We start from the raw sequence: 20,881 nt of genomic DNA, 5'->3' as shown, positions 1-20,881 counted from the left end.
CTCCTCTGAAAAATCGCTGCATCTATCTGAAGTGTCAACGAACCCCCACTGAGGTACAACGTTTCAGTGCGGGCTTGAGATAGCCAAACAGGTCTTTTCTTCTTACGAAGAGCGACGCTCTGCATGGTTCTTCTCAAATCACTGTTTTTGGTTGGTACTGGCGACGTACGATCGGTTTCCCACTTGCACCACCCTTCCGAAGAAGAGCAGTTCTTCCTTTCGGAAAAAACCACCACTCAGCATATAACTGGCGTGTGCTACAAGCCCCAACAAAAGTTGAGTACACATGGATGGTTGACGCACCCACTAGGCTATGCGCTAAGCAACAGCTTTACGTTTTTGAACGTCCATGATCATGGGCGTTTTTATTTTCGTTTTTTCATCCCATTCTGCTACTTGAGATTTCCGAAGGATATTTAATGCTGCATTAATGTCGGCATGGATGCATTGTCCATTTTCACAGCGATAGAAGCCGCGATATAGGCGCTTCCCACTAAAGGAGTACATCGTGTTATCGCCTTTTGACCAAACCGGAATATCGTCATGATCCAGAAAACTAGCTTTAGACGTGTAGCTCTCTTCCTGCTTAACGAAACGGATGCCTTCCTTGAGACACTTGTTCTCAATAGCCGAAATCAATCTGTGGAAAGGAATTTGTACGAACTCTTGATTGTTTTTCTTCCCTAAATGCGATTCTTGTTTCCAACCGGCATTATAACCCATTACCACGGTATCGACGTTCAGTCGTTTTATCTGTTTGAACAACAAACCTACGGTTTGTGAAAGGTAGCCGTCTATTTGGAGATTTCGTTTACGCCAAAGAGAAGCGATTTGGTTTGTCACTATGCGTTTCGACAAGCCGTTTTCGATGTTTTTCTGTTTTAATTCGCTTATCTTTTTGTTGAAGTACTGATTGATGGATTTTAACTTCTTTCCATTCATCAAAAAGGCGTCTCCTTGATTCGTTGTACAACTAAGAAGATAATCTACACCTAAATCGCAACTCAAAGCTTTTGTCGTCGTTTGTTGTTTCTTCATTTGAGACATAGGTACTTCGTATACATAATGAGCCTCAAAGAACCGACCATTTTGCTTTGGCACAATTTCAATGTAAGAAATGTTTTTATCCATTAAATTCTTTGGCATTCGCAGTCTCAAGGGACCAAAACGTTTTCTGAAAGCAGTATTCATTGGAATGCTCCAATATCCATCCTGATCCACTTTGGGAACTTGATAGATTTCGATGACGCGTTTAGCCGTGGAACGAGAATACTTTGGGAACTTTGGGCGACCTGTGAAACCTTCAGGGGTTTCTTTCCACTTCTTTAACGCTTCGAAGAAGCTCTTTACTTCACTGAGTAAGGTTCTTCGAACCGCTTGTACGGAGTTGGATTGAATGCCCCAATAGTTCATATCGGCCTTCATTGCGTTGTCTATTTCTTTTGTTGTCGCCATTTTGTTTTCATTCAAATATTTTTGTTTAATTGTGTATAAGCAAACGTTGCGCAAAGCCTTGGAACTATGAGACATACGTTGCAGAAGTCGAAACTCTCTAGCACTCAGGGTGCTGCGACCAATGTTCTGTTTTTGGGTGAAGCGTTGCATATTGACTGTTTTCTTTTTCTTGCGCAATACTTTAATCGGTTTTTTCCTAGCCATTTGTGTCACCTCCTTTACCGACGTTAAGATGTTTACTTCATCCCTTGTGTTTCGATATATTTGCGAATGGTTTCAATAGGTGCGCCACCCGAAGTTAAAAGACAATAGCTGCGCGACCAAAACATTTCTTTCCATAGCGACTTTTTAATATGAGGGAAGTCGCGCTTTACTAAACGGGAACTAACGCTTTTGTAATTGTTTATTGTTTTTGACAAATCTACATTAGGAACCGAACGGAACAATACGTGAACGTGGTCACCGTCTTGATTCCACTCTTCCAATTTGATTCCCTTAGGCTCCATTAAGCGAACGAAATGATCTTTCAAATACTCTGAAATATTATTATCAATCACTTCTTTTCGGTACTTAACAACCAAGACTAAGTGGTAATACAACAAGAACACTGAATGATTATTATTATCTAATTCCAAATGGTATCAACCCTTTCCGTCTACACTACTCATTATACCATTTAACAAAAAAGAAGCTAGATATATTTTCGAACTCTTGTTCTTTTATTTAAAACATCTATCAGTCGTAAGACTGATGGCAATTCATCTCCACCTGAATCGCTGGGCTGATGCCCGTATCGCGAATCAGATGGAGTCTTCTTGCCTAGTGATGATAAAAAATTCCAGTTAGTCTGTCTACGTAATTTCTGTAAATCGGGTTTCATCTGCTGCAGATTGACATTTACGTTGACGTTAATGATAAAGTACAGATAAAAGAGGTAAAGAAAGGAAACCGCTATGAAAGAGGATCATGAAACCGTTCAGGAAAAGGGAGATCAAAAATCAATCCGTGAAACCGCAGAACTGTTTGATATCACGACAAGAGCGCTCCGTTATTACGAAGAATTGGGGTTGATTCAACCGAATCGGATCAATCGGTACCGCTATTATGACCGGGAGGATCTGGCCCGGATTCAGTTGATTTTGCGTGGGAAACAGCTGGGTTTTTCCCTCGAAGAAATTTCGGAGATGCTGAAATTGTTCAATGAAGACCGATCAGGACGCAAACAGCTGGAGCGGGCTGTGGCTTTTGGTGATGAAAAAATTCAGGAACTGGATCGGCAAATCGGTGAATTGAAATCATTAAGAAGAGAGTTGCTGCATTACCGGGAGAAATTCAATGATCAACTGGCACGTATGGATGACAATGAGAAACCATTCAAAAAGAAGGAGTGAAGTGAACCATGAATTTTTTTGAACAGGATGCACTGCTTCAACAACTGCTTGAAGACCGGCTCAATCCAGCTTTTTTCCGTTTTGCAACGAAGGAATTGAGTGAACTTGGCCGGGCCTGTGCCGAAGAAATTGACGAACGGGCGGCACACACAGACCGGGCCGGTGAACCGCAATTACTCAAGTATGACAAATACGGCAATGAAGTCTCAGAAGTCTGGACGAATGAGGGGTACAGGGATACGGTGAAACAGGTCTACAATATGGGTATCGCAGCATACCGTCATAAGACTATTCCTGAGCTCAACCGGGAAGGAAACTACCTCTACAGTTATGCACAGGGATATCTGGTGTCGCAAAGTGAAATCGGATTTTATTGTCCGGTGACACTGACGATGGCAACGGCCTATTTACTGGATCGCTATGGCAGCGAGCGGTTGAAGGAGAACTATTTACCCCACGTACTTGCAACCGGCGAGACCGAGCTCTATGAAGGGGCGACTTTCCTGACGGAGCGCCAGGGTGGTTCCGACGTAGGAGCGATTGATACGTACGCCCTGCACGTCGCGACACCGGATAAAAAAACCGGGGAAAGTCATTACAGACTGTACGGGGAAAAATATTTTGCCAGTAATGCAGGGATGGCTGAAGTGATGATGGTGCTGGCGAGAACACCGGGAGCACCGTCAGGAACGAAAGGTTTGTCGCTGTTTCTCGTTCCGCTTCATCATGAAGGCGAGAAGAACCGCTTAAGTATCCGCAGGCTCAAGGATAAACTCGGTGTCCGGGCAGTCCCTTCTGCAGAAGTGGAGTTCGACGGGGCATGCGGCTATCTCGTCGGTGAAAAAGAGCGGGGCATCTATTACATGATGGAAGCGCTGAATCTCTCCAGGGTCTGCAACACGGTGGCGTCTCTTGGGATTATGAAGCGTGCCTGGCATGAATCCTATTACTATGCCTTAGAGCGGGATGCGTTTGGACAGCGTCTGATGGAGTTTCCGATGATTCAGGACAGTCTCGTTCAGATGAAGGTGAAGCACGATGCAGAATTCATTGCTACTTTTGACTTGATTGAACGCTTTGACCGCTGGTATGAGGGACAGGCCAATGATAAGGACGAGGCATTGATGCGACTTTTGATTGCATTGTTAAAGTCCGAGAGCGCAGATCAGTCCATTCATTTTGCCCATGAAGGAATTGAAATGCATGGCGGAAACGGTTATATTGAGGATTTTGTGACGCCGAGGCTGTTACGCGATGCGCAGGTCCTGACGGTGTGGGAAGGCACCCGCAACATTCTGGGTTTGGAAGTGATCCGTCTCGTGCGCAAATATGCGATACATGATGAATTTCTCAGATTATGCACAGCTAAAATGGCTGAAATTCCAGAGGATATGACGCAACGGATTCACCTGCATGATGCAGCAGAACTGCTGAAGACGCAATTTGATCAATTTACACAGCTGCCGGAGAGTGAACAGACAAGACAGGTACATGCACTGACAAAAAAGATGGTTACCTTATTGGAGGCCGTGTCGCTGGCAACGTTTGCTGTCAGTCATCAAGAAGAAAAGCGCTGGTTGGATGAGCTGGATGTCTATATCCAGGATCAATTGAATCCTCTGTTCGAATTGAAGGTTTCGGGGTGGTCCCAGGAAACGGCGCAAAATCTGTTATGAATCTTCGCATAAGTAGCACAGTGGTCCTTTTGAGGTTCGCTGTGCTATTAATTGTTGGGGGATTGACACTTTTACGCTATGTGCATAGGATCTATGCGGTGTATCTTTAAATCAGGCACACAAAAAAGAGGTGAACACAGGGATGGAAAACTATTATTTCTTCTTGTATTTAATTTACGGCCTGGTCTACATTGCGATGGGGATTTATGTAAGTGGGCGAAAGCGTGCCAGTACTGTGCAAATCCCTTTGATTCGTTCCTTGATTTTTCTGGCCGGCTTCGGTGTCCTTCACGGTCTGTCAGAATGGATGACAATGGTGGTCATTACAGGGATGTACGACAATCAATATGAAATCCTGTTCTATATTAAGCAATTTCTCAAGGCGTTGTCCTTTGTATCTTTGTTTTTATTTGGACTGAATTTACTGATTTATCATAACAAAAATAAGCGGAGATGGATGTTGATTCCCTGGCTGGTTTTTATATGCTGGGCCTCAGGAATGTATTATCTGTCTATGACATTCGGTGCATCCTATCCAATTGAGGAACCTGCATTTAATACGGTGGTCCTCCGCTACTTGATGGGGCTTCCTGCAGGAATCATGGCAGGAATTGCGCTTTTCAGGCATTCGTTTCATTTTCAGAGCGGAGCATTTTCCAAAATGAGGGGGAAATATCATAGACTGGCTATTTTATTTTTACTCTATGCTTTAATCGACGGCGTTTTCGTTCGGGAAATGGCTTTTTTTCCGGCGGACATGATCAATAACGTGCTCTTTTTCGAAATCACAGGCATTCCCATTCAAGTTTTGAAAATCCTGGTCGGTGTCGGGATTCTTTATGTAACTGCATTGATCATTGATGCGTTTGAAAAAGAAAAAAATGATCATATTGATACTTTGAACCAACATAAAATCATGGCAGAAGAAAGACAAAAGTTAGGTGTGGAAGTTCATGATTCCATCATTCAGCACATGTATGCAGCTTCTTTGAAGGCCAAGATCGTCAAGAATCAACTCTCAAATCAACCAGGACAGATGGAACTATGTGATTTGCTTGAAGACACCCAGCAGGATTTGGGTGAAGCGATGTCAAAAACCCGTGAGTTTATCAAGCGGACCACGATGACAGAAGTTGAAATGAATCAATTAACCGAAAAAATTGACGCTTTAATTGAGGAATGTAAAGGTCGTTCGGGTTTGGATATCCGGATTGATGGCGAGCATATTTTATGGGAGGCGAAATTAAGTGCCAAAACAGCAACGGACATTTATTATCTCATTCAAGAAGCATTGAATAATGCCGTAAAGCATGCAAAAGCGAGAATCGTAGTGATCAGATTTAACGAATCCGAATCGGGGATTCGCATTCAGATTAAAGATGATGGCATCGGGATACATCAGAAAGATTTGGATAAACAGGGACACATGGGGATGCAATTAATGAGAGAAAGGGCTCATCGCGTAGGTGGTAATCTGGAGATTGAACGTTTGAAACAAGGGACCGCAATCAAATGCTTTATTCCATGGAGGGATTCACATGCCAGCTAAAATCAAAGTAATGATTGTGGATGACCATCAAGTCGTCCGAAAAGGGCTGAAAATGTTTTTGGAAGCAGACAGGCAGTTAACCGTTTGCGGGGAAGCGGGGTCATTAAAAGAGATGCTTGATCTCATTGGCGAAGTGGAACCGGATGTTGTGTTGTTGGACTTCAAATTGCCGGATGGCGATGGCATTACAGGTTGTTCCGCCGTGTGCAGTTCTTTTCCGGATGCGAAAGTTTTAATCCTGACAGCTTATGCTGATGAAACGCTGATGGCCGATGCCTCAGAAGCAGGAGCACTTGCCTATCTCATCAAAGATATAGAGAGTGATGAGTTGATTTCCAAAATAAAATCCATTTCTTCTCAGCCATCTGATTGCCGGAAGATGAAGGAGTTACCGAATAAACAATTAAAACGAGAATACAATCTCAGTTCAAGGGATATACAGATTTTGGATTTACTCAGCATGGGGAAAGTGAACAAAGAAATCGCTCTTCAATTAAATCTGAATGAAAAAACCATCCGGAATAATCTTCACAAAGTGTTCAAAAAAATCAATGTGACGAATCGCACGGAGGCCGCGGGTTTCTGGGCACGTCAAAAGAGATTGCACAAAACTTCACAATAAGTACAAATTCAAGGACATATGTCCCTCTTTATCGATTCGCGGCTCATGATATCGTTTACTTAGTCAGATAAATGACTGTGAATATAACATGAGGGGGAACAAACATGAAAAAGAAATCACTATTAACCGCTTTAGTTGCAACCGGATTGGTCTTGACGGCCTGTGGGAACAACGACAATAATGAAGCAGTAAATGAGAACAATGGTAACAATAACGATCCGGTTGAGAACAATGAGCCGAATGAAAATGAGAATGACGACAACAATGAAAACAATGAGAACAATGAAACTGCAGCAGAGCCTGCAGAAGACGGAGAATACGATAATGGGTCCTACCGTGGTGTGTATGAAGACCGGGGACTGGAACAGGTAGGCGTACAATTCTCACTTGAAGGGGATACGATTACCGAGGCTTCCTTCCGGCAACTCGCCTACGGCGGCGACGATTATCTCGATGCAGAAGAAGGCAGCGCGATTGACGACTTCCGCGGCCAGTATGAAGAAGCATTGGAATACCTTATCGGTCAATCGGTGGATGCCATTGATGACTTGTATGAGCCGGGCGACTTCGTAGAAGATGTCGACGGTTTCAGTGGTGCGACAATTCGTGGAAATAAAATTGTCTCTGCCATGAATGACGCTTTGAATCGCGGTGTTTATTCACCAGACAACGGCGTATCCGCACCTGATTTCGGTGATCTGGACGATGGCACGTATCGTGGGTTCTACGGTGACCGTAACGACATGCAAGTAGGCGTTCAGTACTCACTTGAAGGCAATGAAATTACAGAAGCCTCATTCAGACATTTGTATTACAGTGGTGAAGACTATTTGGACGCTGAAGAAGGCAGTGCAATCGATGAATTCAGAGTACAGTATGAAGAAGCACTGGACTATATGGTTGGTCAATCAATCGATTCCATTCACCAACTGCATAACCCGGGAGACTTCGTAGAAGATGTCGATGGTTTCAGTGGTGCGACAATCCGCGGTAACAAAATCTTTTCTGCCATGATGGATGGCGCAGTACGTGGGGTTTATTCTCCTGACGGGGACGTGACAGCCCATGATCTTGGTGATGTGGCAGATGGCACATACCGGGGTAACTATGGTGACAGAAATGAAATGCAAGTCGGCGTTCAGTTTTCAGTCGAGAATGGTGAATTCACAGAGTTGAATTTCCGACACCTCGCTTATAGTGATGAGGACTACCTCGATGCAGAAGAAGGATCAGCAAATTATGATTTTATGGTCCAGTATACAGAAGCACTTGAGTACCTTGAAGGTCAGCCGGTTGATTCAGTATACGAATTGCATTCCCCTGGTGACTTCGTGGAAGACGTCGATGGATTCAGTGGTGCAACGATCCGAGGAAACAAGATCTTCTCAGCTATGATGGATGCACTTAACCGTGGTCAATATTAAAAAGTAAGATAATGAATTCGATTCACATTAATCTGTTCCCCGTAATTCTGAGGGGAACTTTTTTTGTTCTTAATAGAAATGTTTACGTTCGCTTAAGGATTGAAGTATAAGCGCAACGAAGGCTTTCGCCATGTAAGCTTGGCGAGAAGCCAAGTTTTCTTTATCGTGCACTTATTTTCACGAGGCAAAGTGAAGTCACAAATCAGACACAGATTGGTAACGAAATGGACACAGTCAGGCCGGTTAACACTGCTTTAACCGTTGTATACTCAAGATAAGAAATCAGAGAGTGAGTGATCACTAACAACCAGCAATCATCATCCTTTTTCTGCTGTGTGTCACTTGTTCTCACCCAATACAAGAATTCCTGAGGAGGAAAACATCATGATTATGGATTTTTTGAGAAACAACAAAGTGGCCGCAGCGGTTTTGACATTTCTACGCGTTTACATCGGTTGGCAATGGCTCACAGCGGGCTGGGGGAAAATTACCGGTGAACCATTTGACGCATCCGGTTACTTAAACGGTGTCGTCGCAAACGAAAGTGTCCAGGCAACGTACCCGACGTATCACGCATTCATCGAAAACTTCGCGTTACCGAATGCCGGCATCTTCAGCTTCATGGTCGCCTGGGGAGAATTCCTCGTCGGTCTCGGCTTGATCCTCGGTGTCCTGACAACCGCCGCTATTTTCTTCGGTGTCGTCATGAACTTCGCTTTCATGTTCGCAGGGACCATTTCAAGTAACCCATGGCTTGTCCTTCTGTCGATCTTCATCCTTGCCGCAGGTCACAACGCCGGTAAATTCGGCGGCGACTACTGGGTTGTTCCTTACCTTCGCAGCAAAGTGTTCAAGAACAAGCAGGCAGAAAGCGTAACGAAAGCCGCATAACACATTTGACCAATCCCTGGATCTGAGGCTGAAGCCTCCCGGTCCGGGGTTTTTTTCATTGGCGGCATTTGGTGACGTCCGGGTGCACGGAAGTGCCCCATCACACCTCGTGGCGCGCATTTCCTGATATGACGCAGGGACCAACTGCCCTGCGCGAGTTGGTGAAGGGCACTTCGAGACGCGGGGAAACTTGAAGTGCCTTCTCATACGAGAGAGCGGGGGCATGCAAATGATGAAAGGCCCTTCCCTTGTTATGGAGGGCCTTTCTCCTCAAAGTCAATCGATTAAGTGCCACAAAACGTCTGATACCCGTCGGTAAAATCAGGTGGCGGTGGGGTGGTGAAGCGTTTGGTTAATTCATTTTCATCGTAAGGCTGGCGAACGGCCTGTAATAAATCCCGAAAGAAGGTCATGTCACTGTCAGTCTCTGCCTTCTGCAGCGCTTCTTCGACCAGGTGATTTCTTGGAATAACCACCGGGTTGACCTGCTTCATCTGTGCATGAGCGTTATCCACCGATGCCCCTTCATCTGCAAGGCGCTGGTGCCAGTGGGCGATCCATTCACGCAATGCGGTATCGGTCCCCTCAGGTTCTTTTCCGTTACTGAGGGATCGGAAGGTATTGGTAAAATCGGCGTGATGTTCTTCCATCCATTGCAGTAAGTCATTAAAGAGTGACCGGTCGTTATCTTTCGCTTCTTTCAGTCCAAGTTTTCTGCGCATGCCTTCGAGCCAGTAGTTCTGGTAGAGCGTCGCAAACTGTTCCAGATCTTTTTGAAGAAGCTTGACGGCTTCATCCTGGTCATCGTGAATCAAAGAAATCAATGTTTCCGCAAGGCGAGCGAGGTTCCACGATGCAATATAGGGCTGGTTACCGTAGGCATAGCGACCCTCACGGTCAATGGAACTGAAGACGGTCGCCGGGTCATAATCATCTAAAAATGCACAAGGACCGAAATCAATCGATTCGCCGCTGATGCTCATGTTGTCGGTGTTCATGACGCCATGGATGAAGCCGACATGAAGCCAGTCGGCCATCAGTTTGGCCTGGCGATCCATCACCCGTTGGAAAAAGTGGTGATATTTTTCCGGTTGCTCTTCGAGATCGGGATCGTGACGCAAGATGGCATAATCCGCCAGCTTCTTCACGTCGCCATCATCACCAAACTGTGCCGCAAATTGAAACGTCCCAACCCGGAGATGACTGTCCGCCACACGGGTCAAAATTGCACCGGGTTGGACGGTTTGCCGGAACACCGGTTCACCGGTGAGGGTAATGGACAATGCCCGGTTCGCAGGGATTTTCATCGCATAGAGGGCTTCAGAGATCAGGTATTCTCTCAGCATTGGTCCGAGAGCAGCACGCCCGTCACCACCTCTCGAGTAATCGGTTCGTCCTGAGCCTTTCAGTTGCAAATCCAGCCGCTTCCCTTCAGGCGTGATTTGTTCACCGATCATGATCGCCCGGCCATCGCCAAGCATGGTGAACTGACCGAACTGATGCCCTGCATAGCTCTGGGAAAAGGGAAGTGCCCCTTTCGGGAATGCGTTGCCGGACAGGACGCCGACAACTTCATCGGTTACAGCATCAGGATTCAACCCTAACTCTTTAGCCAATTCGTCGTTTAACAGCAAGAGGTGAGGGTCCTTTACTGGTTGTGGATCTGTCACCGTATAAAAACGTTCAGGCAATGAACGGACATAGCTTTGTTCGAGGTTCCAGCCGAAAGTGTCTTGTTTCACAGATTGAGACATAGGTGATTCCTCCTTTTATTCTATTGTACACGTAATGAAAAGGCAGGATCAATTACACTGTCTGTGAAGTTTTAAATCAGTGGATGTTTTTGCAAGAAAATCAGCTCATCGCTTGAATGACTCTGATAAAACCGGCGATATTAGCCCCTTGATCCAAATCGTGACCGTCTCCATAGTGATCAGCGGCATCCTTCACGTTCCGGTAAATCACAGACATCTGCTTTTTCAGCTGTTCATCTGTATGATTAAACGTCCACGGTATGCGCTCGTTGGCCTGAGCCATTTCAAACAGGGAAACCACAACGCCGCCTGCGTTGGCGGCCTTTCCGGGACCAAACAGAATCCCTTGATCAAGGAACAGGTTAATTGCTTCCGGTGTGCAGGGCATGTTTGCCCCCTCAGCAACGAGTTGAATGCCGTTCTCGATCAGTTGCTGGGCGTCTGATTCATTCAATTCGTTCTCCATGGCGCACGGCAAAGCGATATCACAATCGAATTGCCAGATCGCACTTGAATCGGGATGATGAGTAATCTGACTCTCGTTGGAAGCATAGTCCTTCAGGGATTGCCCCTTGTTTTTGATCGTTTCGATGACATCGGGGTCGAGCCCGTCCGCGCAATGGATCGCACCGGATGAATCGCTGCATGCGAGGACGATAGCCCCTTCTTCGACCGCTTTTTTCATTGCATGGAGCGAGACATTGCCGGCACCGGAGACGACGATTCGCTTAGCGGTAAAATCATCCCCCTTACCAGTAAGCATTTCCTCAACAAAATAAATCAGGCCATACCCCGTTGCTTCCACCCGGCCTTGAATCCCGCCTCTTTCGAGTGGTTTTCCGGTCAGGACACCGGGCGTTTTCGAGTGAGTGATTTGTTCATATCGGTCGATCAAATGGCCGATTTCGCTGTTTCCCACACCGACATCCCCTGCAGGGACATCTGTGTCCGGTCCAATGTGCCGTGCGAGTTCATCCATAAAGGCTTCGCAAAAACGCTTTACTTCAGTGTCAGAAGCTTCAGACGGGTCGAAATCTGCACCGCCCTTGCCACTCCCGAGTGGTAAATCCGTCAGGGCATTTTTGAAGGTTTGCTCAAATCCGAGGAACTGTACAACACTTGATGTCACACTGGGATCAAAACGAAGACCGCCTTTGTAGGGTCCGAGGGCTTGATTAAATTGCACCCGGTAACCTAGATTGATCCTCATGTTTCCATCGTCGTCTAACCACTCAACTTTGAATGTGATAAGACGATCAGGGTAGAGGAGACGTTCCGTTACATTATCGTCTCGCCAATGCGGGTGTTTATCCAAAACCGGTGCGATCGTTCCCAGGAAACTTTCTACCGCTTGAGCGTATTCTTTCTTGTCGCTGTATTGGGTATTGAACTGTTCAAGTAAATCATCCAGGTATTTCCGGGTAACTTTTTTCATAACAAACAACCTCCATTACATTGTGGCAAACTATGCTCCTTATACCTGTTTTCCTGCGATTGGAAACCTGCACGTATCTTTTATTCAAACTTCCCGGAAATATAAAAACTCCCGGTATATACCGGGAGAGTCAGATCAATTTTCGGAATGATCATCAAGTTTTTGAATCAATCCACTGAACCAGTCGGACATGGGACTGAACGAATAACCGAGAGTCGTTGCCCGGTTCGAGTTTTGATAAAAGGAGGTGGGAAAGTTCATGGGGGAAGCCGTTTCCGTTTCTTGCGACGGTTTTACGATCACTTCTCCTGTTCCAAGAACCTTATGCATGTCACGAAGCATCCTGTCGAGCGTCATGTGGTCCGGGCTGCTCGTATTGACAGGACCGTCAAACGACTGAGTGGCACTCCAGTGAATGAAGGAGGCCAGCTCCTCAGCATCTACAAATGAAAGCTCGGCTCCAGGAGCATCCAGACCGATGGGGACTTTCCCCTTGATGCGTTCCATATGAAATTGAAGTCGCTTCGTGTAATCGTCGGTTCCCACAACAATCGGAGGCCTGATCATCACGACGGGAAACGGTGCGTGCTGAGCAAATACTGCTTCAGCCAGCCGTTTCCCCTCACCATAGGTGAATTGTTCCTTGCGCCCGAATTCGACAGGATAGCTCGTGGGATCGAAATCTTCTTCGACCTTTTCGGCTTTTCCATTCATTTCATAAACACTTAAGGTGGAAGTGAAGATGTACCGTTCAGTACGGTCTTTGAAAATCTCGACAGCGTCGAAAGCGTCATCAGGGGAGAAACAGATCTGGTCGATGATCACATCCCATTCCCCGTCTTGGAAATTTTTCTCCATCGATCCGCGATCAAAGCGGTCCACTTTCAGGTGGTGGACCCTTGTTCCAAAGGGATTTCCCCCGGTTCCTCTGGTTGCAAGCGTTACTTCGATTCCGTCCTCTAACAGTTTTTCGACTACCCGCTTGCCAAAAAAGCGGGTGCCGCCAAGAACAAGTGCTTTGTCCATCATGCAGTCCCTCCATTCGGTGCATCCGTATCCAGTAATGCTAATCGTTTATTTTCATAGACGATCCTGAGACGTTTCTGATGTGGTATGGCTGATGGGGTGATGCAATAGATCAGACCATCCTTTTCGTGCATGGTGCAATCATCATCTGGAGGCGACTCGTCCAGAGTCAGCCGGAAATCCGATGCACCTCAGCGTTTGTTGCCGCGATAGGCAATCTGTACCGTATGTTTATTCAGCCGATCCGCAAGAGATAAGATAAAGTCGTGCGCTTCCGGGGTGACGTGCATCGAAGACCCCTCCTAGTTAAAGATATTTTTCTCAGTGTAGCATAATTGAATCTTCTGAAAAAAGCATGCACCCTTATCGCTTTTCAAATGATACAATAAAATCAGTGTGCGAAGTAAATTTCTGAAGCTGAGGTGTGGGTGTGCGATGAGTATATTGAAAGAAATCAAGGCATTGGTGAATGAAATTCCATTAGGGGTGAGGGACGATTGGGAACAGTATTTCATGTCCAAAGCGTATATCGCTTCATTACGGTCAACATGCGGTTCCAGACGAGTCGGTGCCGTGATCGTCAACAGTCTGGAAAAAGACAAACGGAACATTTTGTCCACGGGATATAACGGATACCCATCCGGTCAGCCGCACTGTGTGGACGGCGGGTGTCCGCGGTTCGAGGCAAAAAAACAGGGATTGATCAAGTCGGGCGAGTATCTCGATGAGTATCCGTGTGATGCCTTTCATGCGGAAGCCAATGCAATGTTTCAAATGCAGCGGCGAGGGATTTCGACGGAAAACAGTGTCTTGTTTTCCACAACGTTTCCCTGCAGGCAGTGTGCGGAAAAAATAAACGGAGCCGGGATCAAAACGGTGTACTATGCGGAAGGATACCCGGATGAAGTGGCAAAATCCTATCTGGAGCGCTACGGCATTAACGTGATTCACGTGCAGGAGTGAGAGGGGAATGAGTGCAGCTCACTGGTTTCATCCCTGTAGCGGACATGCTATACTCATGAAGTCAGAAAATCCATAGAAGTGCAGGTTGATAGACATGTCAGATACATATACAGTACGAAATAAGATAAGACAGGTGGTGGAGCACCCGTGGTTTCAGCCGCTGATCATCGGGGTTATTATCCTCAACGGGCTGGTGATTGTAGCAGAATCCTACTTGCCAGGGAACAGGACACTTCTTGCTTTTGACACACTGATTGTGTGGATTTTTGTCGCGGAGCTGGTTTTGAAGATGACGGGTCTTGGCATCAAAGGCTATTTCAAGGATCCGTGGAATCATTTTGATTTTACAATTGTGGCATTGAGTCTCATCTTCTACGCTACGCCGCTCGTCAGTGTACTTCGATTGATCCGGGTGCTCAGACTGATCCGGATGATTCCGGCAATCCCGGCTCTTCGGAAAATCATCGATTCCCTGGTGCGCTCCTTGCCTGCTCTGACAGGTATTCTTGGATTGACCACATTGATCTTCTCGATTTATGCGATTATCGGTACGACGTTTTTCCGAGGCGTACTGCCGGATGAATTTTTCGGCAGCTTTCATATGTCGTTGTTTACGTTGATGCAGGTGGTGACGTTTGAATCCTGGGCGAGTCAGGTGGCCAGACCGATCATTGCTGAAATGCCCCTGGCCTGGGTTTATTTCATTTCATTCATTGTCATTGGCGCATTAGTCATATTGAACCTTGTCGTGGCGGTGATTCTGGATTATCTCGGGCACGAGAATGAAGAAGTGCACAACGAACAGATGGAAAGGCTCTTTAAGGAAAATGCAGAGCTGAAGCAGGATATGGCGGACATTAAAACGATCCTGATGGAAACGCGTGACCATCAGGCGTCGGATCGAGAGGAATGAGGGATATGCGGTCATACGCAAAAGCACTTTTAATCACGGCAGCGATCTTTGGGCTTGTCGGTGTATTCATCGGTTCTCACATGGCAGGGGCGGGGAGTTATGAGCTCCGTACATTCCATGCCCACATGCTGGTTTCGGGTTTTTTGACGACGCTTGCCTGGGGTATCTTCTATCTGGCATGTAACCCGAATATGCCCAAGCTTACGGCAGTGCATGTCTGGACTGCAATAATTGGTTCAGTGAGTCTGAATCTCGGGATGTTACTCTATCAGGTGAATCCTCTGGGGCTGCCGGAAACCTTCACATTGATTTTTTACATCGTCGGCGGGTCGGTGTATCTGATCAGTTTTGTTGCATTTCTGATCATCACCTTAAAACTCAAAACAACAGAAACATAGGAAGTGGAGTGGTACCATGAAGGCGATTACAGTTTTTTGCGGATCGCGGGATGGCAGTCATCCGGTCTATTTACAAGCCGCTTATGAGCTGGGAAAAACATTGGCTGAAAACGGACTGACGCTGGTTTACGGAGGGGCCGGGATCGGCTGTATGCGCGCCATGGCCGATGGTTCGCTGGATTACGGTGGCAACGTGATCGGCGTGATGCCTGAGAAACTGGCAGAACAAGAGCGGGCATTCAGCCGCTTGACAGATCTTCGCATCGTGAAAGATATGCCGGAACGTAAAAAGGTCATGATGGAAGAAGCAGATGCTTTCATTGCATTTCCGGGTGGACTCGGTACCTTGGAAGAATGGTTTGAAGTTTACAGCTGGGCAAAGATCGGGTATCACGAGAAGCCATGCTGTCTGTTGAATGTAAATGGCTACTATGACAATCTCCTGCAGCTGTTTGATCATATGATCGAACAAGGCTTTGCAGACCAGCAGTACCGCGAAGCCATCATCAGTGAAGAGGAAAGCTCCGAATTGATCCGGCATCTGATGCGGTAGAATGGATCAGGTGCCGGATCATTTCACTTCAAAAGCAAGCTCGTTGCGGATGAAATGAACAGGCACTTCCGGAAAGGATTGTGTGAGCATTTTTGCCGTTTTTATCATGCCGGGGATTTCGCTTTCGCCGTGATCGAGAACGATTAATGCATACTGTTTTCCGAGGGCGTTTGCGTCCTGTACAAATTCCGCAGCTCCGGATTCCAGGGGCTCCCCGGTGATCACCACATCCACATTTTCATCCGTAAAAAGGGAAATCACCCGTTGTGCATATCCACTGAATCCGGCGGATACGCCAATTTTTTTGCAAAGGGCATCACTGTCACCAGACAACCTGACATGTGAGATGCGCAGGGTATGTTTCAGGTGAGCGATAATATCCTGAACGGAACAATGTTCGGTGAACGTGACAGATGAATAAAACCGATTCACACCGGTTATCAGACTGTTCCAGCCAACGTTGCGGATCAGACTATCGGTTAACAGTTCCGGATTCATTTGGTGGGGACCGTCATGAAATCGATACACAGCGATTGCTGTTTCCTGCAGTAATTCTTCCTTAAATCGATGAACCTGGTTCTTATGTGAACCGGCATCATCATCCGGACGATGATGGAATAACTGTTGATGAGTAACGAGGAGATTGCAGCCTGCTTCGTTCGCTTTCCGGATGACGGCTGTTGTGGGCGCAAAACAGACAGCGATGCCTGTTAAAGGCTGATGGGCATCTCCTCTGATGAGGCCATCCACGGTGGATTCAGGTACGGAGGCCAGTGCATGGATGTAGGTGAGGGCTTGCTGAATGGTTCTCGGCAAACGGGACACATCCTTCCGGGTATAAGCAGCATTCATGATAAAAATAGTTTATCATATCCCGTGAAGACTTGCTTCAAGTTCCAGAATGTTGTATAATGACTGACAGTCAGTCATTTAAAAGGGGGACCCGCAAATGAATAAAAAAGAACGATTGATTCAGGCAGCAACAGCGTTGATCCGTGAGCAAGGGTATGAAAAAACGTCGGTGTCCCAAATTGTAAAACGGGCAGGCGTTGCCCAGGGAACGTATTACCTTTATTTTCAAAAGAAGAGCGATCTTGTAACGGAGATTGCAGCAGGTATATTGCAGCACCAACTGACCCGAATTCAGGCGAACACAGAGGAGCAGAACTTAACAGGCGTGATTAGGACGATCATCGAGGTCAGTTTTGATACCACCCGGGAGAACCGCGATCTCGTCACGTTTCTTTATTCGGGTTTTGCCTACGACGACCGCTTCGAGATGTGGGAGAGGATTTACCGGCCTTATTACGAATGGCTGGCGAATTGCCTGCCGGCGAGTACCCCGTATTCGGGAAAAGAAGAGCTTGCACGCTTGATCATCGGATTGATCGAACACGCCTCGGAATCCTACTATTTGTCCAATCAGCAGCAGACAGATGTGGAAACAGCCAAGGAGAATGTCAGATTGATGATTATGAGGGCACTCCCGGATAGTGAATGACAATTGACGACGGTAAGGGGCAGGATAACCATGACAGCACAACAGAATGAACGAAAAATCCTAATCTGGTCCGTGGCAGGAGCAGTGCTTTTTGCTGCGGGAGGGATCATTGCAGGCGTGATGGTGACGTCTCAGATGATTCTCTTTGACGGCCTGTACTCCCTCGTGAGTGTTGCATTATCATTGCTGTCACTGTTTGCAGCCGGATTTATGAATAAAAAAGACGTGACAAATTTCCCCTTCGGGAAAAAAATGTTGGAACCACTCGTGATACTCGTTAAATACACGGCAATTCTTATTCTGGTAGTGGCTTCGATGCTCGCAGCATTGACTGCACTCTTCACCGGAGGACGAGAAATGCTTCTTGGGGCGGCACTTCTATACAGTACGATCGCTTCACTCGTCTCTGCGGGGTTCTATCTTTGGTTAAACTGGCTGTCGAAACAGTCAGAAACGGGACTTGTAAAGGCTGAAAAAAATCAATGGCTGATGGATACGCTGGTCAGTTTCGGTGTGATGGGTGGATTTGTTTTGGCGGGGGTTTTTTCCATTACGGATTCACTGGCTTTTCTTGTGCCATATACGGACCCGGCGATGGTCGTGATCGTATCCGTGTGGTTTATCAAAGTACCGGTTGTTGAGATGCGCGAAGCTTTGAAACAGCTGGTTGAGGTCAGGCTTGAAGAGGATCTGGCCGGGCCGATGGAAGCAAAAATCAAAGAGATTGAAGAACGTTTCGGTATGGAAGAATCATTCACCCGTATGACCCTTGCTGGGAGAGTGATCTGGCTTGAAATTGACTATGTGATTGTTCCCGATTCGGACGTGGATTCTGTGTTGGTCCAAGACGAGATTCGCAGCGAAATTGCCAAAAGTGTACCGCATAAGCCTTACTGGCTGACGGTATCGTTCACCCATGACCGGAAATGGGCCATTTGAAAGCCGGCAGCGTTTCAGCTGCCGGCTTGACGTTTATTTATCGTGAGCGCTTATTGTTCTGCCATCCATTCGGACACGGCGGTTGCTTCGTCTTCAATAACCAGACCTTCGTGAAAATCATCCGGATTTTCGAGGAGGATATTCATGGACACATCGAAGTCCTCACCCGCTAGTCCCGGGCCGAAATCGCCTTCAAGGTTGTCACCATGGCATGATGCACAGGACTGGATATAAACTTCTTCGCCATCGGCATCTGTCAGGCGGTTTTCGCCATTGTCATCACTGGCTGCTTCGTTATCACCGTTTCCATTCCCTTGTGAAGTAATCCATTCTGCAATCATTTCTGCTTCTTCTTCATTGACAAGACCTTCATGCATGTCATTCGGATCGTTCACAAGGTAATCCATGTTCAGATCAAATGATGCATCGAGTAATCCAGGACCGAAATCTCCCTCGAGATTATCACCGTGACAAGAAGCGCAAGATGACAGATAAAGTTCTTCTCCATTACCAGCATCTGTGACATTCTCTTCATTGTTGCCATTTCCTTCGCCGTTTGCTACCGCATTTTCCTCAGATCCATTTTCGTCCTCATAAGGCAGTGGACCTTCATTGGAGGAATAATTACCACAGGCACCGAGCACTGCTACAGTGCTCAATAAAGCAATAACCGCTTTTTTCATCGAATCCATCCCCTTTCTCTTTGTACTGAACTTGATAACCGCGTGTGATCGCAGGGTGTTTTGCGGAGACAATGTTTTTGAAAAAGTGTAAAAATTCTGTTATTCCTGTAAAGAAAGTATATCATGAGATGGGTTTATGGACAGGTAATCATATGGCAAATATGTGAAAGTCGTGAAATGAACAAGGAATAAAATGGAATTCACCTTGCGATTGAACGGGTTTTGCAATGAAATCTTTATGGGATGTGACGGAAATGAGAACGCTAACGCTCATCTCTTCACATATTCGACACAAATGTAAAAAGGCAAATAGCTCAAAAAATCCTTGCACACCAAGCATTCAAAACTTTAAATACTAACTACACTTTTGACAGTGTTATTTATTTTCACCAAATATTCACAAGTAGACAAATGTCCCTGCTGATTTCCGTGATACACTCCAATTGTAAGTGAGTAAGAACACACTTTTATTACATTAAGTGAAGAAAACAGGAGGGGTTAACAATGAGAAAGTATTCGTTAAAACTGATGTCAGCAGCATTGACGGTGTCTGTGCTTGCGGCATGTGGTGACAACAACGAGACGGCGGGGGATAATGTTGTTGATAATGACAACAACAATAACAACGTCGAAGAAAACGAGAACAATGATGAAGATGGTATGACTGGAGCGACTTACAATGAAGTGATGGACGCTGACAACCTGCACGAATACATCGGTGCCGATGGCGCGTGGATTCTCCACTTCTACGCTGATGTGACAACGGATCAGGATCTCGTGATGGAAGGCGATCAGGAAAACCGTGATGAGCCGGAGCGTAAGCTTGCTTTGTATGAGCAGGACGAGGACCGTAACGTAACGGAACAGTACACGCTTGAAGCACCAAGCTTAACCGTTCACAATGAAAACGCTCGTCTGCAAAACGGAACGTTTATCGGTGATATTTTTGTTGAAGAGAATGGTTTTATCCTGGCGGGTATGACAGTTGAAGGCGATGTTCATTTTGCCGGGGAAGAATATTTCGATTCATCGGATATCGATGAAGATACAGTGATCGATGGAACGATCTACGTTGATGGTGAAGAAATGGCCATGGACGGTATGACCGGTGCAACGTACAACGAAGTGATGGATGCTGACAACCTGCACGAATACATCGGTGCCGATGGCGCGTGGATTCTCCACTTCTACGATGATGTGACAACGGATCAGGATCTCGTGATGGAAGGCGATCAGGAAAACCGCGATGAGCCGGAGCGTAAGCTTGCTTTGTATGAGCAGGACGAAGACCGTAACGTAACGGAACAGTATACGCTTGAAGCACCAAGTTTAACCGTTCTTAATGAAAACGCTCGTCTGCAAAACGGAACGTTTATCGGTGACATCTTTGTTGAAGCAAACGGCTTTGTCCTGGCGGGTATGACGGTTGAAGGAAATGTCTACTTTGCAAGCGATGAGTTCGAAGCATCAGCAGACATTGATGAAGAAACTGAAGTGACAGGCGATATCGAAGTACAGTAATTGTGAAGCTGACAGGAAACTGAGTTGAACAATCTATCAGATAATAAGAACGCTTCCGGGGGTCAAAACAGGATCCTTGGAAGCGTTCTGTTTGATATTGGGCAGCGAAGATTACTGAACGACTCAAGTGTTCGTGAAAAGAAGGCTTTCGCCATTGGTTTCCCGGAAAGCCGGGTTTTTTATCATC

General features: G+C 46.3%; 22 protein-coding genes. 13 read left to right on the top strand and 9 right to left on the bottom strand.

Going from position 1 to position 20,881, the window contains the following annotated elements:
- Positions 1-138 precede the first annotated feature (138 nt).
- From BBEV_RS17830 to tnpA, 3 genes are read right to left on the bottom strand one after another with little or no spacing between them, the layout of a single operon-like run.
- Positions 139-288, bottom strand: coding sequence for a hypothetical protein (locus BBEV_RS17830; protein WP_232318176.1), 150 nt, complete (start codon positions 286-288; stop codon positions 139-141).
- 30 nt (positions 289-318) lie between these two features.
- On the bottom strand, positions 319-1,659 hold the full coding sequence (locus tag BBEV_RS12420) for an RNA-guided endonuclease InsQ/TnpB family protein (RefSeq protein ID WP_069365758.1): 1,341 nt from the start codon (positions 1,657-1,659) through the stop codon (positions 319-321).
- Positions 1,660-1,691: 32 nt separating this feature from the next.
- Positions 1,692-2,090: an IS200/IS605 family transposase gene (gene tnpA, locus BBEV_RS12415; RefSeq protein ID WP_069365757.1), complete on the bottom strand. Its 399-nt coding sequence runs from the start codon at positions 2,088-2,090 to the stop codon at positions 1,692-1,694.
- A 318-nt stretch (positions 2,091-2,408) separates the two neighbouring features.
- On the opposite strand from tnpA, the gene BBEV_RS12410 reads away from it, so the two are divergent.
- From BBEV_RS12410 to BBEV_RS12385, 6 genes are all read left to right on the top strand, one after another.
- Entirely contained in the window at positions 2,409-2,846 is a 438-nt protein-coding gene (locus BBEV_RS12410; protein WP_069365756.1) for a MerR family DNA-binding protein, read from the top strand.
- Between the two features lie 8 nt (positions 2,847-2,854).
- Positions 2,855-4,522 carry an acyl-CoA dehydrogenase family protein gene (locus BBEV_RS12405; protein ID WP_069365755.1) on the top strand — a complete coding sequence of 556 codons (1,668 nt, stop codon included), beginning with the start codon at positions 2,855-2,857 and terminating at the stop codon, positions 4,520-4,522.
- A gap of 142 nt (positions 4,523-4,664) precedes the next feature.
- The gene (locus BBEV_RS12400; protein WP_069365754.1) at positions 4,665-6,071 is read left to right on the top strand and encodes a sensor histidine kinase; all 1,407 of its coding nucleotides are present in this window, start codon (positions 4,665-4,667) and stop codon (positions 6,069-6,071) included.
- Positions 6,061-6,693, top strand: coding sequence for a response regulator transcription factor (locus BBEV_RS12395; RefSeq protein WP_069365753.1), 633 nt, complete (start codon positions 6,061-6,063; stop codon positions 6,691-6,693). The genes BBEV_RS12400 and BBEV_RS12395 overlap by 11 nt, the downstream gene beginning before the upstream one ends.
- Before the next feature lie 104 nt (positions 6,694-6,797).
- Complete coding sequence (locus tag BBEV_RS17630; protein ID WP_069365752.1) at positions 6,798-8,117, top strand: FMN-binding protein; 1,320 nt, start codon at positions 6,798-6,800, stop codon at positions 8,115-8,117.
- Positions 8,118-8,501: 384 nt separating this feature from the next.
- On the top strand, positions 8,502-9,008 hold the full coding sequence (locus BBEV_RS12385; protein ID WP_069365751.1) for a DoxX family protein: 507 nt from the start codon (positions 8,502-8,504) through the stop codon (positions 9,006-9,008).
- Between the two features lie 284 nt (positions 9,009-9,292).
- On the opposite strand, the gene BBEV_RS12380 is transcribed toward BBEV_RS12385, so the two are convergent.
- The 4 genes from BBEV_RS12380 to BBEV_RS17910 form a co-directional block, all read right to left on the bottom strand.
- Positions 9,293-10,762, bottom strand: a complete 1,470-nt coding sequence (locus BBEV_RS12380) for a protein adenylyltransferase SelO (protein ID WP_069365750.1) — start codon at positions 10,760-10,762, stop codon at positions 9,293-9,295.
- Between the two features lie 100 nt (positions 10,763-10,862).
- Positions 10,863-12,197, bottom strand: a complete 1,335-nt coding sequence (gdhA, locus tag BBEV_RS12375) for an NADP-specific glutamate dehydrogenase (RefSeq protein WP_069365749.1) — start codon at positions 12,195-12,197, stop codon at positions 10,863-10,865.
- A 135-nt stretch (positions 12,198-12,332) separates the two neighbouring features.
- Positions 12,333-13,226: an NAD-dependent epimerase/dehydratase family protein gene (locus BBEV_RS12370; protein WP_232318174.1), complete on the bottom strand. Its 894-nt coding sequence runs from the start codon at positions 13,224-13,226 to the stop codon at positions 12,333-12,335.
- Complete coding sequence (locus BBEV_RS17910) at positions 13,223-13,357, bottom strand: hypothetical protein (RefSeq protein ID WP_267887766.1); 135 nt, start codon at positions 13,355-13,357, stop codon at positions 13,223-13,225. Before BBEV_RS17910 ends, BBEV_RS12370 begins: the two co-directional genes overlap by 4 nt.
- Positions 13,358-13,658: 301 nt before the next feature.
- Between BBEV_RS17910 and BBEV_RS12365 the strand changes: the two genes are divergently transcribed.
- The 4 genes from BBEV_RS12365 (at position 13,659) to BBEV_RS12350 (ending at position 16,050) form a co-directional block, all read left to right on the top strand.
- Entirely contained in the window at positions 13,659-14,186 is a 528-nt protein-coding gene (locus tag BBEV_RS12365; RefSeq protein WP_084007379.1) for a deoxycytidylate deaminase, read from the top strand.
- 94 nt (positions 14,187-14,280) lie between these two features.
- Positions 14,281-15,099, top strand: a complete 819-nt coding sequence (locus tag BBEV_RS12360; protein WP_069365748.1) for an ion transporter — start codon at positions 14,281-14,283, stop codon at positions 15,097-15,099.
- Positions 15,100-15,104: 5 nt separating this feature from the next.
- The gene (locus tag BBEV_RS12355) at positions 15,105-15,497 is read left to right on the top strand and encodes a hypothetical protein (protein WP_069365747.1); all 393 of its coding nucleotides are present in this window, start codon (positions 15,105-15,107) and stop codon (positions 15,495-15,497) included.
- A 16-nt stretch (positions 15,498-15,513) separates the two neighbouring features.
- The gene (locus BBEV_RS12350) at positions 15,514-16,050 is read left to right on the top strand and encodes an LOG family protein (protein ID WP_069365746.1); all 537 of its coding nucleotides are present in this window, start codon (positions 15,514-15,516) and stop codon (positions 16,048-16,050) included.
- Positions 16,051-16,068: 18 nt separating this feature from the next.
- Here BBEV_RS12350 and BBEV_RS12345 read toward each other — a convergent pair whose 3' ends face one another.
- Positions 16,069-16,902 carry a Nif3-like dinuclear metal center hexameric protein gene (locus tag BBEV_RS12345; protein ID WP_084007378.1) on the bottom strand — a complete coding sequence of 278 codons (834 nt, stop codon included), beginning with the start codon at positions 16,900-16,902 and terminating at the stop codon, positions 16,069-16,071.
- Positions 16,903-16,999: 97 nt separating this feature from the next.
- On the opposite strand from BBEV_RS12345, the gene BBEV_RS12340 reads away from it, so the two are divergent.
- Together BBEV_RS12340 and BBEV_RS12335 are read left to right on the top strand one after the other, a co-directional pair.
- The gene (locus BBEV_RS12340) at positions 17,000-17,551 is read left to right on the top strand and encodes a TetR/AcrR family transcriptional regulator (protein ID WP_069365744.1); all 552 of its coding nucleotides are present in this window, start codon (positions 17,000-17,002) and stop codon (positions 17,549-17,551) included.
- Positions 17,552-17,581: 30 nt separating this feature from the next.
- A complete protein-coding gene (locus tag BBEV_RS12335; RefSeq protein ID WP_069365743.1) occupies positions 17,582-18,490 on the top strand; it encodes a cation diffusion facilitator family transporter in 909 nt (302 codons plus the stop codon).
- A gap of 50 nt (positions 18,491-18,540) precedes the next feature.
- Here the strand turns inward: BBEV_RS12335 and BBEV_RS12330 are convergent, their stop codons facing one another.
- Positions 18,541-19,173 carry a c-type cytochrome gene (locus BBEV_RS12330; protein ID WP_069365742.1) on the bottom strand — a complete coding sequence of 211 codons (633 nt, stop codon included), beginning with the start codon at positions 19,171-19,173 and terminating at the stop codon, positions 18,541-18,543.
- 504 nt (positions 19,174-19,677) lie between these two features.
- Here BBEV_RS12330 and BBEV_RS12325 point away from each other — a divergent pair.
- Positions 19,678-20,694 (top strand): hypothetical protein, encoded by a 1,017-nt coding sequence (locus tag BBEV_RS12325; RefSeq protein ID WP_069365741.1) that lies wholly within the window; start codon positions 19,678-19,680, stop codon positions 20,692-20,694.
- Positions 20,695-20,881: the final 187 nt, after the last annotated feature.

The sequence above is a fragment of the Salisediminibacterium beveridgei genome, from assembly GCF_001721685.1.
Classification (GTDB): domain Bacteria; phylum Bacillota; class Bacilli; order Bacillales; family Salisediminibacteriaceae; genus Salisediminibacterium; species Salisediminibacterium beveridgei.
This window is presented reverse-complemented; position numbering and strand designations above follow the sequence as displayed.

Bases quoted from the DNA above. Each gene is read 5' to 3' on its own strand.
- BBEV_RS17830 (WP_232318176.1), bottom strand. From the start codon at position 288: ATGTGTACTCAACTTTTGTTGGGGCTTGTAGCACACGCCAGTTATATG.
- BBEV_RS12420 (WP_069365758.1), bottom strand. From the start codon at position 1,659: ATGGCTAGGAAAAAACCGATTAAAGTATTGCGCAAGAAAAAGAAAACA.
- BBEV_RS12410 (WP_069365756.1), top strand. From the start codon at position 2,409: ATGAAAGAGGATCATGAAACCGTTCAGGAAAAGGGAGATCAAAAATCA.
- BBEV_RS12405 (WP_069365755.1), top strand. From the start codon at position 2,855: ATGAATTTTTTTGAACAGGATGCACTGCTTCAACAACTGCTTGAAGAC.
- BBEV_RS12400 (WP_069365754.1), top strand. From the start codon at position 4,665: ATGGAAAACTATTATTTCTTCTTGTATTTAATTTACGGCCTGGTCTAC.
- BBEV_RS12395 (WP_069365753.1), top strand. From the start codon at position 6,061: ATGCCAGCTAAAATCAAAGTAATGATTGTGGATGACCATCAAGTCGTC.
- BBEV_RS17630 (WP_069365752.1), top strand. From the start codon at position 6,798: ATGAAAAAGAAATCACTATTAACCGCTTTAGTTGCAACCGGATTGGTC.
- BBEV_RS12385 (WP_069365751.1), top strand. From the start codon at position 8,502: ATGATTATGGATTTTTTGAGAAACAACAAAGTGGCCGCAGCGGTTTTG.
- BBEV_RS12380 (WP_069365750.1), bottom strand. From the start codon at position 10,762: ATGTCTCAATCTGTGAAACAAGACACTTTCGGCTGGAACCTCGAACAA.
- gdhA (WP_069365749.1), bottom strand. From the start codon at position 12,197: ATGAAAAAAGTTACCCGGAAATACCTGGATGATTTACTTGAACAGTTC.
- BBEV_RS12370 (WP_232318174.1), bottom strand. From the start codon at position 13,226: ATGATGGACAAAGCACTTGTTCTTGGCGGCACCCGCTTTTTTGGCAAG.
- BBEV_RS17910 (WP_267887766.1), bottom strand. From the start codon at position 13,357: ATGCACGAAAAGGATGGTCTGATCTATTGCATCACCCCATCAGCCATA.
- BBEV_RS12365 (WP_084007379.1), top strand. From the start codon at position 13,659: ATGAGTATATTGAAAGAAATCAAGGCATTGGTGAATGAAATTCCATTA.
- BBEV_RS12360 (WP_069365748.1), top strand. From the start codon at position 14,281: ATGTCAGATACATATACAGTACGAAATAAGATAAGACAGGTGGTGGAG.
- BBEV_RS12355 (WP_069365747.1), top strand. From the start codon at position 15,105: ATGCGGTCATACGCAAAAGCACTTTTAATCACGGCAGCGATCTTTGGG.
- BBEV_RS12350 (WP_069365746.1), top strand. From the start codon at position 15,514: ATGAAGGCGATTACAGTTTTTTGCGGATCGCGGGATGGCAGTCATCCG.
- BBEV_RS12345 (WP_084007378.1), bottom strand. From the start codon at position 16,902: ATGAATGCTGCTTATACCCGGAAGGATGTGTCCCGTTTGCCGAGAACC.
- BBEV_RS12340 (WP_069365744.1), top strand. From the start codon at position 17,000: ATGAATAAAAAAGAACGATTGATTCAGGCAGCAACAGCGTTGATCCGT.
- BBEV_RS12335 (WP_069365743.1), top strand. From the start codon at position 17,582: ATGACAGCACAACAGAATGAACGAAAAATCCTAATCTGGTCCGTGGCA.
- BBEV_RS12330 (WP_069365742.1), bottom strand. From the start codon at position 19,173: ATGAAAAAAGCGGTTATTGCTTTATTGAGCACTGTAGCAGTGCTCGGT.
- BBEV_RS12325 (WP_069365741.1), top strand. From the start codon at position 19,678: ATGAGAAAGTATTCGTTAAAACTGATGTCAGCAGCATTGACGGTGTCT.